Source organism: Neisseria sp. P0024.S006, assembly GCF_051956595.1.
Lineage (GTDB): Bacteria > Pseudomonadota > Gammaproteobacteria > Burkholderiales > Neisseriaceae > Neisseria.
Genome location: NZ_JBQCXH010000004.1, coordinates 272,189 through 286,081, shown reverse-complemented (window position 1 = coordinate 286,081; position 13,893 = coordinate 272,189). Strand labels below are relative to the sequence as shown.

At 48.2% G+C, this 13,893-nt stretch carries 15 protein-coding genes; 7 read left to right on the top strand and 8 right to left on the bottom strand.

What is annotated here, in order from left to right; translation table 11 throughout:
- The first annotated feature begins 9 nt into the window (after positions 1-9).
- Positions 10-375 carry a 50S ribosomal protein L19 gene (gene rplS, locus ACTHUF_RS09175; RefSeq protein WP_003679470.1) on the top strand — a complete coding sequence of 122 codons (366 nt, stop codon included), beginning with the start codon at positions 10-12 and terminating at the stop codon, positions 373-375.
- A 211-nt stretch (positions 376-586) separates the two neighbouring features.
- Here the strand turns inward: rplS and ACTHUF_RS09170 are convergent, their stop codons facing one another.
- Complete coding sequence (locus ACTHUF_RS09170) at positions 587-1,996, bottom strand: PepSY-associated TM helix domain-containing protein (RefSeq protein ID WP_049348234.1); 1,410 nt, start codon at positions 1,994-1,996, stop codon at positions 587-589.
- Positions 1,997-2,340: 344 nt separating this feature from the next.
- Here ACTHUF_RS09170 and greA point away from each other — a divergent pair, with 344 nt between their 5' ends.
- Both greA and ACTHUF_RS09160 read left to right on the top strand, forming a co-directional pair.
- Positions 2,341-2,817, top strand: a complete 477-nt coding sequence (gene greA / locus ACTHUF_RS09165; RefSeq protein WP_049322768.1) for a transcription elongation factor GreA — start codon at positions 2,341-2,343, stop codon at positions 2,815-2,817.
- Between the two features lie 87 nt (positions 2,818-2,904).
- On the top strand, positions 2,905-3,333 hold the full coding sequence (locus ACTHUF_RS09160) for a DUF4149 domain-containing protein (RefSeq protein ID WP_049348236.1): 429 nt from the start codon (positions 2,905-2,907) through the stop codon (positions 3,331-3,333).
- Positions 3,334-3,472: 139 nt separating this feature from the next.
- Here the strand turns inward: ACTHUF_RS09160 and ACTHUF_RS09155 are convergent, their stop codons facing one another.
- Positions 3,473-4,234 (bottom strand): OmpA family protein, encoded by a 762-nt coding sequence (locus ACTHUF_RS09155; protein WP_049348237.1) that lies wholly within the window; start codon positions 4,232-4,234, stop codon positions 3,473-3,475.
- A 442-nt stretch (positions 4,235-4,676) separates the two neighbouring features.
- On the opposite strand from ACTHUF_RS09155, the gene ACTHUF_RS09150 reads away from it, so the two are divergent.
- A complete protein-coding gene (locus tag ACTHUF_RS09150) occupies positions 4,677-5,627 on the top strand; it encodes a CysB family HTH-type transcriptional regulator (RefSeq protein ID WP_049348254.1) in 951 nt (316 codons plus the stop codon).
- 86 nt (positions 5,628-5,713) lie between these two features.
- On the opposite strand, the gene fnr is transcribed toward ACTHUF_RS09150, so the two are convergent.
- On the bottom strand, positions 5,714-6,448 hold the full coding sequence (fnr, locus tag ACTHUF_RS09145; RefSeq protein WP_003748691.1) for a fumarate/nitrate reduction transcriptional regulator Fnr: 735 nt from the start codon (positions 6,446-6,448) through the stop codon (positions 5,714-5,716).
- A 162-nt stretch (positions 6,449-6,610) separates the two neighbouring features.
- Here fnr and hemN point away from each other — a divergent pair, with 162 nt between their 5' ends.
- From hemN to ACTHUF_RS09130, 3 genes are all read left to right on the top strand, one after another.
- On the top strand, positions 6,611-8,032 hold the full coding sequence (gene hemN / locus ACTHUF_RS09140; protein ID WP_036493135.1) for an oxygen-independent coproporphyrinogen III oxidase: 1,422 nt from the start codon (positions 6,611-6,613) through the stop codon (positions 8,030-8,032).
- A gap of 66 nt (positions 8,033-8,098) precedes the next feature.
- On the top strand, positions 8,099-8,344 hold the full coding sequence (locus ACTHUF_RS09135; RefSeq protein ID WP_440407511.1) for a DUF1289 domain-containing protein: 246 nt from the start codon (positions 8,099-8,101) through the stop codon (positions 8,342-8,344).
- Positions 8,345-8,377: 33 nt separating this feature from the next.
- On the top strand, positions 8,378-9,364 hold the full coding sequence (locus ACTHUF_RS09130) for a TraB/GumN family protein (protein ID WP_440407510.1): 987 nt from the start codon (positions 8,378-8,380) through the stop codon (positions 9,362-9,364).
- 98 nt (positions 9,365-9,462) lie between these two features.
- On the opposite strand, the gene argF is transcribed toward ACTHUF_RS09130, so the two are convergent.
- The 5 genes from argF to ACTHUF_RS09105 all read right to left on the bottom strand — a co-directional run bounded on the left by argF (position 9,463) and on the right by ACTHUF_RS09105 (position 13,851).
- Positions 9,463-10,458, bottom strand: coding sequence for an ornithine carbamoyltransferase (gene argF / locus ACTHUF_RS09125; protein ID WP_440407533.1), 996 nt, complete (start codon positions 10,456-10,458; stop codon positions 9,463-9,465).
- A 142-nt stretch (positions 10,459-10,600) separates the two neighbouring features.
- Complete coding sequence (locus tag ACTHUF_RS09120; protein ID WP_440407509.1) at positions 10,601-11,344, bottom strand: methylated-DNA--[protein]-cysteine S-methyltransferase; 744 nt, start codon at positions 11,342-11,344, stop codon at positions 10,601-10,603.
- Positions 11,345-11,442: 98 nt separating this feature from the next.
- The gene (gene dapE, locus ACTHUF_RS09115) at positions 11,443-12,576 is read right to left on the bottom strand and encodes a succinyl-diaminopimelate desuccinylase (RefSeq protein ID WP_440407532.1); all 1,134 of its coding nucleotides are present in this window, start codon (positions 12,574-12,576) and stop codon (positions 11,443-11,445) included.
- Positions 12,577-12,687: 111 nt separating this feature from the next.
- Complete coding sequence (locus ACTHUF_RS09110) at positions 12,688-13,308, bottom strand: glucose-6-phosphate 1-dehydrogenase family protein (protein ID WP_004519621.1); 621 nt, start codon at positions 13,306-13,308, stop codon at positions 12,688-12,690.
- A gap of 33 nt (positions 13,309-13,341) precedes the next feature.
- The gene (locus tag ACTHUF_RS09105) at positions 13,342-13,851 is read right to left on the bottom strand and encodes a hemerythrin domain-containing protein (RefSeq protein ID WP_315093006.1); all 510 of its coding nucleotides are present in this window, start codon (positions 13,849-13,851) and stop codon (positions 13,342-13,344) included.
- Between the last annotated feature and the right edge of the window lie 42 nt (positions 13,852-13,893).

The window sequence follows — 13,893 nt, the reverse complement described above, 5'->3', positions numbered from 1 at the left end:
GAAAAACAAATGAACTTGATTCAACAATTAGAGCAAGAAGAAATCGCTCGCTTGAACAAAGAAATCCCTGAATTCGCTCCAGGCGACACCGTTGTCGTATCTGTACGCGTGGTTGAGGGTTCTCGCAGCCGTCTGCAAGCATACGAAGGTGTGGTTATCGCCCGCCGCAACCGTGGCCTGAACAGCAACTTCATCGTTCGCAAAATCTCTAGCGGCGAAGGTGTAGAACGTACTTTCCAACTGTACTCTCCTACCGTAGAAAAAATCGAAGTTAAACGCCGTGGTGACGTACGTCGCGCTAAACTGTACTACTTGCGTGGCCTGACCGGTAAAGCAGCCCGCATTAAAGAAAAATTGCCTGCTCGCAAAGGCTAATAGCTTTCATCAAAAACCCACTTCAATGAAGTGGGTTTTTTGTTTTTATACAAAATCTCCTCGTCTTTCTTACACAATCCTGCAAGCCAATCACAATTCCCATATCACGCATAAACTTAAACAGAATCATAACTCCCCTGCTTCTTTTAACCTTTATAAAAAAGGCCGTCTGAAACAAAAGATTCAGACGGCCTTTAATCACATCGGGCAGTTATTTAAACCATCTTGCCAATGCTGGGATACGCGACAACAACAGTGTATCCAAAATCCAAATAACAACGATTGCAGCAATGGCCGTTGGGAAAATCACAGCCAAAATCAAAAGTGGCACAGCCATTGCCCACCATACCGGCAATTTGATTTTCTGTGCAGGAGGAACCAGACCACGCGCTTCCGAAGGACGGCGTTTCCACCACATCACACAGCCGCTGACACAGATAAAGATAATCGCCAGACAGAACAAGACATTTGCCAATACGCTCCACCAGCCCAGTGTACCCATATGCAAAGCAATGCTTGCCGCCATGAATTTACCAAACCAGTTGTAATCGTCAAAATGAATATCAGCCAGGATTTTGCCGCTGTATTGATCAATATGTACCGTACGGTCGGCGGTCGGACTAATCATATCGTAACTCATTGAGTCTTGCGACAGCGTCCATACACCGGTCTCACCCTTAGGTAAATTAAGCTGATAGCGGCCTTTAAAGCCAATTTCGCGTGCAAAGCGGTCAACCGTCTCCAACGTCATCGGCTCGCTCGGATTAATGCCGTTTTCACCCAGTGTCGTACCGGAAACTGGCATAGGTGTCAGCTCCAAAATCCATGGCACTTCTTTGGATTTGCCATCATTCAACACATCGCCATGAGTTGGCACGGAAGATATCGGATTAGGCTCCACACCCCATTTACCGGCTGGGAATTGGCTCCATGCCTGCACAGCCTTACCGCCCCAAATACCTGCCCAAGCAATACCAGAAAAACAGAACAGCAGCAAAATCAAAGAAACCCAAGAGCCAACCGCACCGTGCAGGTTACGCCACCAAGAACGGCCTTTTCCTGCTTTAGGTAAAAGAACGGCCTTCAGACTACGCTGTTTTACCCACCACAAATAAATACCGGTCACAATCATGATGATGGTTAGCGACGCAGCAGTTTCCAACAGGTAGTCACCAGTCGCACCCATCATCATGTCGCCGTGGATTTCGTCCATCGTGTGATACCAGCCTTGACCGCGCGGCATCGTATTCACGACTTTTGCCGTATAAGGATCAACGGCAACCATAGTGGCTTTATCGTCGTTGTTCACACGAAATACGGCCACCATATCATCTGCGCGCGGCGCAATATATTGCACCACAGAAGCAGTTTCCGGATTCACAAACTGTCTGGCGGCCTCAGCTTGAGCCGACAAAGGCTGCACCACTGCTTGCGGCGTAACATGTATCCGCTCGCCCTCTTTACCGGTGATATTGGCAAATAACAGCATTCCCAACCCTGTAACAGCCAGCAGGGTTAAAAACGGCGCGACCAAAAGTCCGGCATAAAAATGCCATCGCCAAACAGTCAAATAACGGCGGTTAGCCTGTTGTTCATTTTGGGAAGTTGGTTTTGTTTCCATATATTCTCTTTATATAATTAAAGCAGACTAATCCTTAAGGATTATTAACAGACATTTTAATCAAAACCATTCATTTACGAAACCGTTTTTCAAGTGCAGCTTTGAAATACTTCAATATTTAGTTTGCAGGCCGTCTGAAAAAACAAAATAGACAGAAAACAACACTTTACTGAAAACCCGTTTTAATCATTGCGGTTTCGGCAGAATTTGGTAGAATACAGGCATTACTTATTTATTCATCAAGCCGCCAAGCTTTGGCGGCTTGTATTTTTATTTCCAATCCGGCTACTGTGCGTGGCCGGATAATATTTTAAAAGCATCATCATGCTTTCATGGAGAATCTTATGCAAAAAATCCCTTTGACCGTCCGCGGTGCAGAATTATTGAAACAAGAACTTCAACACCTAAAAAGCGTGGCTCGTCCAGAAATTATTGAAGCCATTGCAGAAGCACGTTCACACGGCGATTTGTCTGAAAATGCCGAATACGAAGCCGCCAAAGAGCGCCAAGGCTTTATCGAAGGTCGTATTGCCGAGCTGGAACACAAACTCTCTATGGCCCACATCATCAATCCTGCCGAAATCCATGCCGAAGGCAAAATCGTATTCGGCACAACAGTAACACTGGAAGATTTGGAAACCGAAGAACAAGTAACCTACCAAATTGTCGGTGAAGATGAAGCAGACATTAAAGAACGCAAAATCTACGTTGGCTCCCCAATTGCCCGTGCCTTGATCGGAAAAGAAGAAGGCGACGTTGCAGAAGTTCAAGCCCCCGGCGGCGTGCGTGAATATGATATTATTTCCGTACAATACATCTAAATAAACTCAAGGCCGTCTGAAAACGTTTTCAGACGGCCTTTTGTTACACCATCACAACTAAAACAGAATTTCCCAAAGAGAAACCAGATGAGTCTACCCTACAAAATCACTCAAACCGCTGCTGCCATTTGGCTAGGCATGCAACTGACAGCAGGCTATATTATCGCCCCCATCCTATTCCATCTCCTGCCTAAGATGCTGGCAGGAGAAATCGCCGGCATTTTGTTTGCCATTACCGCAATATGCGGCTTAGTTATTTTTGGTGCAGCCTATGCCTTTTTTAGACGGCAACTTGCCTCCCTCTCTTGGTGGGTTTTGGTACTTTGGCTACTCTTAGCCTGTAATCATCTTTTGGTTACGCCGGTTATCGAGGCGCACAAGTACGGACTGGATAACTGGCTCTTGTCCCTAGTAGGCGGAACATTCGGCATTTGGCATGGTTTATCCAGTATTATTTTTTTAATCTGTACGATACTGGCAGCTATGTGCGTATGGAAATGGCCCGGGCCAAACTAAACTGTTTTAATAAAAGGCCGTCTGAAAATAAATCTTTCAGACGGCCCTTCTTATTTTGAAATCACGAATTATCTTGATTACTCAAATACAAGCCATAAAAAAATGCCCCACATATCGTAGGGCATTTTTCACAAACCGATTAAGGTTTAGCGTAACCGTGAACGCCATTGTAAGGAGCTGGGATCCAACCTTCATCAGTAGCAGGCAATTCGCCTTGACCTTCGATAGTTTGGCCTGGAGCAACTTGACGAGTAACAACGCTGCGGATTTTAACATCAACGCGACGGTCAGGTTCGATACAAGCGATAAGAGCAGCACGTTTCTTAGCTTTAGAAACTTTTTTGCCCAGTTTAGCAACTTCAGCTTCACAAGTAGCAGTCATTTGAGCTTGAGATTCGCCCAGACCTACTGCAGAGATTTTGCTAGAAGCAACGCCATGGCCTACCAAGTAGTTAGCAACTACGTTGGCACGACGCTCAGACAGAGCTTGGTTGTATTGTTCAGAACCCATGAAGTCAGTGTGACCTTCAACACGTACGGTTTGTACGCTTTCGTTGCTCAGGCGTTGGGCCAAAGCGTCCAGGTTTTCTTGAGCTTCAGGACGGAGGTTGTCTTTGTCGAAGCCGAACAGAGTTTTAGAAGACAGGGAAACAGTTTCATCAACATACTCAGGAGCTTGTTGTACAGGAGCAACTGCTTCGCGGTCACCACATTCAACACGGCCTTCGGTAGCTTTGTCGAAGTAGCTGTTTTTCCAGCATTCGCCGTAGTTGTTACGGACGATTTCTTGAGATTGGCTGCTTACGGTGTAACCGTGTTTGGTATGCGCTTCGCTGGCCATTGCGGTGCCAGAGGCAACCAAGGCAACGAACAATGCGCTTAATTTCAGCTGTTTGGTCATTTTATTCCCTCATCAAATTGTTATGCGGCGGACTAGGAAAGCAACCGCTGCAAAGTACCAATATACAGGCCGCAGTATCAAAACAGCGGCAAATCGGATATATCAGGTTGCACTATAAAGAAGCGCAAGGCAAACTGTCAATACTCGATGCCTTCAAACAATTATGAAGTGCCTGCTTCCTAGTAGTTAATCATGCCGAAAAATCAATCTTGTGTCATTAATTTAGGGCAAAATCAGCCAATTCATCCGCTCAAAGTTGTACAAAAACAACAAAACTTCATTCCCCTTTCATTCACAGATTTCCTGTTTTCATATCATTAAAAGATATTTTCATTAAAAACAACCATTTTCAAAACTCAGGGCAAAACCGGGCAAAATATGTTAAATTACAGACCGTTTGTCGCACAAAATCCACAATAACAACGTATCCGATACTGCTACCATGAAACTGCAACAATTACGTTACGCCCTTGAAGTTTACCGGCACAATCTGAATGTCTCCGAGGCTGCCGATGCGCTTTTTACATCCCAGCCCGGCATTTCCAAACAAATCCGCCTGCTTGAAGAAGAATTGGGTATCCAAATTTTTATCCGCAGTGGCAAGCGTGTGGTTTCCGTTTCGCAACCGGGCAAAGCCGTGTTAGAGATTTCGGAACGGATTTTGCGCGATGTACAGAACATTAAAAATATCGGCAGCGAATTTACCGATCATGACAGCGGCTCCCTGACCATTGCCACGACGCACACCCAGGCGCGTTATGCATTGCCTAAAATCGTTGCAGAATTTGTGAAAAACTACCCTAAGGTCAATTTGACCATCAAACAAGGCAGCCCTTCCGCTATTGCCCAAATGGTCAGCAGCGGAGAAGCAGATTTGGCAATTATTACCGAACGCATTGACGATCACCCCGAGTTAGGCAAACTGCCCTGCTATGAATGGAACCATGCCGTCATTGTTCCGCACGACCACCCTCTTTTAGACTGCCGCAATCCTTTAAGCCTTGAAGATTTGGCTTCTTTTCCGCTGGTTACTTACGAATTTGCGTTCAACTCCGGCAGCAGCATTGCACGTACCTTTAATAAAGCGCATATTGAGCAACCTGATGTTGCTTTATCGGCTGCCGATACGGATGTATTGAAAACGTATGTACGCTTAGGCTTAGGCGTGGGTTTGATGGCCAAAATGGCGTACGATCCCGTTGTCGATCAAGACTTGCAGCTGATAGACGCGGCGCACTTATTTGAGCCGTCGCCCACTTGGATAGCCTTACGCACCGATACCTACCTGCGTGGTTATGCCTATGATTTTATACAGATGTTTGCTCCGAAACTGACCCGCGAAGCGGTTGACCGCATTCTGTACACGCCGGTCGTTGAAGATTTTTCAATTTAACATCTAACTATCACTTGCGTAACTTAACAATTATTCTTTAACTTTTGTTAAAAAGGCCGTCTGAACAATTTCAGACGGCCTCAGATTCAGATAGCGTGCGAACAACCGGAAACCATTTTCTTCAAAGTCGTCGCATCTAGGATTTTGATGTGCTTGTGTTCAACCGAAATCAAGCCTTCGTGATGGAATTTGGATAAGGTGCGGCTGACCGTTTCCAGTTTCAGCCCTAAATAGCTGCCGATTTCCTCACGCGACATCCGCAGGATAAAATCGTTGGCGGCAAAACCTCGGGAATAGAGACGCTGAGACAAGTTGAGCAAGAATGCGGCCAAGCGCTCTTCGGCGCGCATATTACCCAAAAGCAACATCACGCCCTGATCTCGGACAATTTCACGGCTCATCAAACGGAAAAAGTGGGAGCGGAGGCTGGGAATATCCTGACCGAGTTCTTCAATATGCGTAAACGGAAGCTCACATACTTCGCTGTCTTCCAAAGCCACAGCATCACAACTATGAATATGGGAGCAAATCCCATCCATCCCGATCAGCTCGCCCGACATAAAAAAGCCGGTTACCTGATCTCGTCCATCTTGGCTGGCGACTGTTGTCTTAAAGAAGCCCGCACGAATGGCAAATAAAGAGGTAAACGGCTCGCCAGCGCGAAATAAGTACTCGCCTTTTTTCAGACGGCGGCTTTGACGGATAACCGCATCCAATTGTAAAAACTCGTTAGGCATTAGTCCGACAGGCAAACACAGTTCGCGTAAAGAACATGTGGAACACAAGGTTTTCATTTGATGTGTTGCATTGTGTGTAGCCATAACGCACCTTTAATTTGCTTAGTTCTCTCAATCCCTGATTAAGCCGAATAACTATTGACCCATGTCAAAGTCGGCATATCATTATGAGGCATTCTACCAAACTATCGAAATTTTGACTAAAATTTTCCCTAATTTCCTTACTTCATACTACAAGCCCCGACCATGAAAATCATCCCCATCTCAAATAACACCAACACAAACAATGAATTACCGGAATTCGACCGCGAATTGATTGCCAGCTTGCCATCAAGCGGTCCGCGTTATACATCCTATCCGACCGCCGACCGCTTCCATGAAGGCTTTAAAGAAGCCGAATATATCCAAGCTTTAAACCTGCGCAACATGGGCGCGCTCAACAAACCCCTTTCACTCTACATCCACATTCCCTTCTGCAATACCATCTGCTACTACTGCGGCTGCAATAAAATCATTACCAAAGACAAAAGCCGTGCCGATGCCTATATCCAATATCTGGAAAAAGAAATGGAATTGCTGGCACCGCATTTGGGCGGAAGACACCAGCTCGCGCAACTCCACTTCGGCGGCGGCACGCCGACATTCCTGAGCGACGACCAACTCGAACGCGTCTTCGACATGATCCGCAAATACTTCCAGCTGATTCCCAACGGCGAATACTCCATCGAAATCGACCCGCGCAAAGTCAGCCGCGAAACCGTCCTCAAACTGGGCAAACTCGGCTTCAACCGCATGAGCGTCGGCATTCAAGACTTCGACCCTAAAGTGCAGGCAGCCGTCAACCGTATCCAAAGTTACGAAGAAACCAAAGAAGTGATTGATGCCGCCCGCGAAGCCGGGTTTAAATCCGTCAGCGTCGATTTGATTTACGGCCTGCCGCACCAAAACACCGAAAGCATCAAAACCACCATCGACACGGTCTTATCCCTCGACCCCGACCGCCTCGCCCTCTACCACTACGCCCACCTGCCGCATATCTTCAAACCGCAACGCCGTATCGACACCAATGTCGTTCCCGGCAGCGAAGAAAAACTCGATATGCTGCAATATTGCGTTCAAACCCTGACCGAGCGCGGCTACGTCTTCATCGGCATGGACCACTTTGCCAAACCTGACGACGAGCTCTCCATCGCCCTCAAAGAAGGTTTCCTGCAACGAAATTTCCAAGGTTATTCCACCTATGCCGACTGCGACTTGGTGGCGATCGGCGTGTCCTCTATCGGCAAAATCGGCAGCACCTACTCCCAAAACGAGCGCGATATCGATGCCTATTACGCCGCACTCGATGCCGGACACCTGCCTATCATGCGCGGCTACCAGCTCAATCAAGACGACATTTTGCGCCGCAACATCATTCAGGATTTGATGTGCCGCTTCTCGCTCGACTATCGAATTTATGAAAGCGTGTTCGGCATTCCGTTTAGCCGTTATTTCGCGGTCGAACTGGAAGACATGAAGCAGCTGGAAACCCTCGGCCTGGTCCGCCTCAAACCGCACGGCCTGACCGTTACGCCGAAGGGCCGTTTCCTGATCCGCAACATCGCCATGGTGTTCGACTATCATCTGCGCCATAAAGAAACCAAAGCCAAATACTCACAAACCGTATAAATGCTTAGGCCGTCTGAAAGTATGTGTTATATTTCAGACGGCCTTTTTCACATCAAAAGCAACACAATGGATCAACCCGATTTCTTCCCCATTCCCAGCCCCTGCATCGGCGTTTGCGAAGCCAATGCCAAAGGCTATTGCAAAGGCTGCCTGCGCAGCCGGGAAGAGCGCTTGTACTGGCACCAGATGACCGACAGCCAAAAGCATCAAGTCATGCACCTTCTATCCCTCAGGAAAGCCAAAATCCGCAACCGCAAAACAGAAAAGCCCGACACGGGCGAACAACCGATTCAAAACCTGCTCGATTTCTAAACCGCCCTTACCGCACACACCAAAAGGAAAAACATGAAAAAGCTGCTCACCTGCCTGCTTGTACCATTGACCGCCCTTGCCCTGGGTGCCTGCAAACCCGCCTCAACTTCACCCGACAGCAAACCTGCCGAACTTAACTGGCAGCAGCCCAAACTCACCAGCAATGTTTGGAAAATCAGCAAAGAAGGCCAACCTGATTCCTATCTGCTCGGCACCATCCACATGGGGCAAACCAATCAGACCTTGTCTTCCGATGCAGGCAAACTGTTGCAATCCACCGACCAACTGACCACAGAAGTTGACGCATTGCCGGACAGCAGTCCGGAAACAAAAAAAATGTATCAAAAATACTTCAAAGAAGTCATGAGTACCGAACCACTCAGCCGCAAGCTTGGCAAAACAGATTTCCGTCTTTTACAAGAAATCTATTCACAAAATGAAGAAAGCCGACCCATCGCCAAAATTGCCGACAAACTCCACCCGTGGGCAGCATTGGTTTTTGCCGGCAGCGCATTTCCCCAAGGATATAGCGCAGAAACCGGTGCAGATATGTTGCTGACCAACGCAGCAGTCAATATCAACAAACCGCGTGGTTCATTAGAAAGCTTGGACGAAGTTTCCGCAATCTTCAAAGCACAGCCTGAAGAAACCATGATCAACTTTCTGAAAGCCAGCATTAAAACCAATAAAGAAGAAACCGAAGATGTCAAAAAACTCCATCAAGCCTATTCAGACGGCCGCTTTGAAGAACTGATCCCACTTTTAGAAGAAACCGAACAACGCACCCTCAAACGTGTTGATGCCAAGTACGCCAAAGCCATGTCCGATTGGCTGAAAAACGATCTCCTGATCCGCCGCAACCAGGCATGGCTGCCTAAAATCCGCAAGCAATCCGCCAAACAAAGCACCCTCTTTGCCGTCGGCATTGCCCATTTACCCAGCGAAAAAGGCTTAATCGAACTATTGCGTCAAGAAGGCTATCAAGTAACGCCTGAACCCAAAGTCCTGATTTGGCAATAAACCCCAATCCAACAACAAGGCCGTCTGAAAGTCTTTCTTTCAGACGGCCTTTATTTAATCTCTATTAAATGAAGCAGTAAGCAATGTTGAGCGCAAAATCAATCGCCCAATGCCGCTACCATCACCGCTTTAATCGTGTGCATCCGGTTTTCTGCCTGATCAAACACAATGCTGGCTTCGCTTTCAAAGACTTCTTCCGTTACTTCCACACCATTCAGGCCGAATGTCTCATAAATCCATTCGCCGACTTTGGTTTCGCGATTATGGAAAGCAGGCAGGCAATGCATAAACTTGACTTGAGGATTTTCAGCCGCGGCCATTAATTCGGGCGTAACTCGGTAATCTTTCAGCAAATCAATACGTTCCTGCCAAGCCTCTTTAGGCTCGCCCATGCTGACCCACACATCGGTATGGATAAAATCCACGCCTTTCACGGCTTCTTTCACATTCTCCGTCAACAGAATCCGTCCGCCGGTCTCTTTGGCAACAGCCTGCACCGTCTCGATAATGTTTTCAGACGGCCATAAACTTTTCGGCGCACCGATACGCACGTCCATGCCCAGTTTTGCAGCCAACACCAGCAACGAATTGGCCATGTTGTAACGCGCATCACCGACATAGGCAAACGCAACTTGTTTCAAAGGCTTGTCGCTATGCTCGCGCATCGTCAGCGCATCAGCGAGCATTTGAGTCGGGTGAAACTCGTTGGTTAAACCATTGAACACAGGCACGCCTGCATATTTGGCCAGCTCTTCCACCACATCCTGCCCAAAGCCGCGATACTCGATACCGTCAAACATCCGCCCTAAAACACGCGCCGTATCCTTAATGCTTTCCTTATGCCCGATTTGGCTGGCAGAAGGCTCCAGATAAGTTACCCCTGCCCCTTGGTCGCGCGCGGCCACTTCAAACGCGCAACGGGTGCGGGTCGATGTTTTCTCGAAAATCAGGGCAATGTTTTTCCCCTTCATCCTCTGCACCTCGCGCCCTGCTTTTTTAGCTGCCTTCAATTCGGCGGCAAGGTCGAGATAGGCGGTGATTTCTTCGGGCGTGAAATCCAGAAGTTTCAAGAAATGGCGGTTTTTCAGGCTCATGTCGTATTTCTCTTTTCTAGCGTGGGCGTTGCCCAACATTTTTCTCCGTGCAGATTTTGTCGGACTTCCCCGACCTTCTGCTACTCAATTTTTCAGAATGCGAAGCCTGCCCGTAGCGCGGCCTCTTATTCTCTATCAAAACTCAAAACAAGGCCGTCTGAACCTCGCCACGCTCTAAAGCAAGCAACGATTGTTTGCGGTTCAAACCGCCTGCGTAGCCGGTCAACTTGCCGTCGCTGCCGATAACGCGGTGGCAGGGAATCAGGATGGACACTTTGTTCTGCCCGTTGGCAGCGGCAACGGCACGAATGGCCTTGGGATTACCCAACTGCTGCGCCTGCTCCTTGTAGCTGCGCGTTTCGCCGTAAGGAATGGTCAGCAACGCATTCCATACCTGCTGCTGAAAGGCCGTGCCTATCATTTCCAAAGGCGTCGCAAAAACTTTCAGACGGCCTTGGAAGTATAAATCCAATTCTTGGCGCAAAAGTTGCGTTTGCTCATTTTCTTGGAAAATAAACTGTCCGTGCAAAGCTTTTTGGACAGCCGTGATTTCCTGCCCTAGCTGTTTCTGACCGACAAATTCCAGCAGACACAAACCCTTACTGCCGAACACCGCCAACATCTCGCCCAAAGGCGTGGCAAGCGCGGCTGCAGTCAGTTCGTTCGGACTATTCGGATAACGCGTTTCCAACAGTCGGATGGTTCGGCGGATACGGACATATTCTTCAGGGGCGCAACCGATACTGTCGATAAAATCCTGCTCAAACTGCTTGGCTTCGTGTCCCGTAAGACGCTCGTCGAAGCCGGTGGAAAAATCGGTTTCCAGTCGCTCGCGGATTTCATTCCACTTTGATGGAAGCTCGTTTAAAGAAGGCAGAGTAATCATATTTTGCCTTATTCAATTATCGATAACTTAATAGAAAACAAAAAGAATAAAAGAATCGTACCGCCCTATCGTTTTTCAAAGCCTACGGCACGGCCTTTTCACTTCAACAAACGCTTCAACATACCTTCATACACTGCCGACAGCTTCGGAATATCTTCCAAACGTACGTTTTCATTGATTTGGTGGATGGTCGCGTTGGACGGGCCTAATTCGATGAGCTCTTTGGCAACGGCCTTGATGAAGCGTCCGTCCGAAGTGCCGCCGGTGGTGGACAATTCGGCCTCAACGCCACAAATCTCGGCAATGGCTTCGCGTGCCACGTCGGTCAGTTTGCCCGCGTGGGTTAGGAAAGGTTGGCCTGAACAAGACCACTGCAAATCGTATTGCACACCGTGTTTATCCAAAATGGCGTGAACGCGTTGTTTCAGCCCTTCTTCGGTAGACTCGGTAGAAAAGCGGAAATTGAATTTGACGTTCAGCTCGCCCGGAATCACATTGGTCGCGCCTGTGCCGCCGTTGATATTGGAAATTTGGAAACTGGTCGGCGGGAAGTATTCGTTGCCCTCGTCCCAAACTTCCTGCGTCAGCTCCAGCAAGGCCGGGGCAAAAGTATGCACGGGATTGATGGCCAAATGCGGATAGGCAATATGGCCTTGCTTGCCTTTGATAGTCAGATTGCCCGACAACGAGCCGCGGCGGCCGTTTTTCAACATATCGCCCAATTTATCCACGGCAGTCGGTTCGCCGACGATGCAGTAATCAATCAACTCGCCGCGCGCTTTCAACACATCGACGACTTTGGTCGTGCCGTCCAGCGCATCGCCCTCTTCGTCCGAAGTAATCAGGAGCGCAATGCTGCCTTGATGATCGGGATGTTCGGCAACGAAGCGTTCGCAGGCGGTAACGAAACAGGCAATGCTGGTTTTCATGTCCGCCGCGCCGCGCCCGTATAATCTTCCGTCGCGCTCGGTCGGCTCGAACGGTGGCGAATCCCATTTTTCAACAGGGCCTGTCGGCACGACGTCGGTATGTCCGGCAAAGCAGAACACCGGAGCCTGCGTACCGCGGCGCAACCAAATATTTTTGGTGTCGCCAAAATGAAGCTCTTCTACGGCAAAACCGATTTTGTGCAGGCGTTCGGCCAGCAGTTGTTGGCAATTTTGGTCATCCGGCGTAACGGACGGGCGGGAAATCAACGCTTTGGCGAGTTCTAGGGATTGGGTTTCGATCATTGTGTTCACTTTGAAAAACAGGCCGTCTGAAACGTTCTGAATATGATTTTCAGACGACCTTGAGTTTATTTGAAGATACTGAATGGGCAGTTTGTCTTTCTGCGTCCTGAGTTATTTTCCATGACAAGCTTCATACAGCGGCAGTAAGTCTTCCACTGTTTCCACTATCCATTTCGCGACATCCTGCTTGCCCAAATCATCGCGTTCGATGTGTTTGCCGATGCAGAAGAAATCTTTGTCGTCTCGAAGCTTTCTATCGCCGTCGCTTTGTTGGGCGACGGTACGATAATCGTCATATTCGCTTTCCGCACCGTGCCACATATCGAAGGAAGCGTATTTTTCGGTATCAAAATTATCCAGCCAGCGGTTGTAATCGGGCAGCGCAATGGGGGAAACATCGGCTTTATAGCAGTGCCAATCCAAGCTGACGCTCAAACGGCGGCGGTTGAGCAAAATCGACAAAATTGCTGCGGAATTTTTATATTGCTCGTATTTGAAATAGGCAAAGAAATGGGCGCGGACCTGCCAGCCGTTACACCAGCGTTCGATATGCGGCGGCGCAAACGGTGCACCCAATTCGGCGGCAACCTGCTGGATCAGCTGCTGCCATACTTGCCAGTTTTCTTTATAGTCGGCCTTGATTTGCGGAATGCTTTCAGGCTGGTATTTTTTAAGCTGGGAAAATTGAAAAAAGGGAATATTGAACAAATCGCAACTTTTTGGGGTCAGCATAATATATCCTTGAGACGATTGTTTCAGACGGCCTTATTTGCGGCGGCGTGCAGCCATAATTTCGCCGATTTCGGTCAGCTTTTCTTTGGGGATAAAGGTTTTGCCCATATCAAACAGCGGCTCTTCAATCGCCAGATGGACATCATATCCTGCGACAAAGCGTTTGAACGTTTCCGCATCGGGGATATAGGCGTTGTCTGCTTCGAGTTTGGCGAATTCGGCGGATACCGCCTCCCAGTTGTTGTGCAGGCTGATATGTTGGCGCAACAGCTCGTCAACGCTTTCTTGAGCTTGCGGTGCATATTGCAATAGAAGCGGGAAGAAATTTTCTTCTTCGTCTTCATGGTGCAACGGCGCGGCAACATTAAAATATTGGGCAATCTGGCGGATGGTTTGCAAAACGATTTGATTGCAGCCGTTTTCGGCAATATAGTCCGACAACATGGCAACCTGGCTGCAGAAACGGCGCACTTTGCCATGACAGGCGTACAACATTTCAATGGGTTCGGCAAAAGTAACGCTTTTGGTTTCAAACGGATTCATGGTTTTGAGGTTTTATTCTGAAATTAATGTTTCCAGATTATA

What these genes read in the sequence shown, in the direction of transcription:
- ACTHUF_RS09155 (WP_049348237.1), bottom strand. Translation starts at nt 4,234, where the DNA reads ATGACCAAACAGCTGAAATTAAGCGCATTGTTCGTTGCCTTGGTTGCC.
- ACTHUF_RS09160 (WP_049348236.1), top strand. Translation starts at nt 2,905, where the DNA reads ATGAGTCTACCCTACAAAATCACTCAAACCGCTGCTGCCATTTGGCTA.
- argF (WP_440407533.1), bottom strand. Translation starts at nt 10,458, where the DNA reads ATGAGCCTGAAAAACCGCCATTTCTTGAAACTTCTGGATTTCACGCCC.
- ACTHUF_RS09170 (WP_049348234.1), bottom strand. Translation starts at nt 1,996, where the DNA reads ATGGAAACAAAACCAACTTCCCAAAATGAACAACAGGCTAACCGCCGT.
- ACTHUF_RS09130 (WP_440407510.1), top strand. Translation starts at nt 8,378, where the DNA reads ATGAAAAAGCTGCTCACCTGCCTGCTTGTACCATTGACCGCCCTTGCC.
- ACTHUF_RS09135 (WP_440407511.1), top strand. Translation starts at nt 8,099, where the DNA reads ATGGATCAACCCGATTTCTTCCCCATTCCCAGCCCCTGCATCGGCGTT.
- fnr (WP_003748691.1), bottom strand. Translation starts at nt 6,448, where the DNA reads ATGGCTACACACAATGCAACACATCAAATGAAAACCTTGTGTTCCACA.
- ACTHUF_RS09110 (WP_004519621.1), bottom strand. Translation starts at nt 13,308, where the DNA reads ATGCTGACCCCAAAAAGTTGCGATTTGTTCAATATTCCCTTTTTTCAA.
- greA (WP_049322768.1), top strand. Translation starts at nt 2,341, where the DNA reads ATGCAAAAAATCCCTTTGACCGTCCGCGGTGCAGAATTATTGAAACAA.
- rplS (WP_003679470.1), top strand. Translation starts at nt 10, where the DNA reads ATGAACTTGATTCAACAATTAGAGCAAGAAGAAATCGCTCGCTTGAAC.
- ACTHUF_RS09105 (WP_315093006.1), bottom strand. Translation starts at nt 13,851, where the DNA reads ATGAATCCGTTTGAAACCAAAAGCGTTACTTTTGCCGAACCCATTGAA.
- ACTHUF_RS09150 (WP_049348254.1), top strand. Translation starts at nt 4,677, where the DNA reads ATGAAACTGCAACAATTACGTTACGCCCTTGAAGTTTACCGGCACAAT.
- hemN (WP_036493135.1), top strand. Translation starts at nt 6,611, where the DNA reads ATGAAAATCATCCCCATCTCAAATAACACCAACACAAACAATGAATTA.
- dapE (WP_440407532.1), bottom strand. Translation starts at nt 12,576, where the DNA reads ATGATCGAAACCCAATCCCTAGAACTCGCCAAAGCGTTGATTTCCCGC.
- ACTHUF_RS09120 (WP_440407509.1), bottom strand. Translation starts at nt 11,344, where the DNA reads ATGATTACTCTGCCTTCTTTAAACGAGCTTCCATCAAAGTGGAATGAA.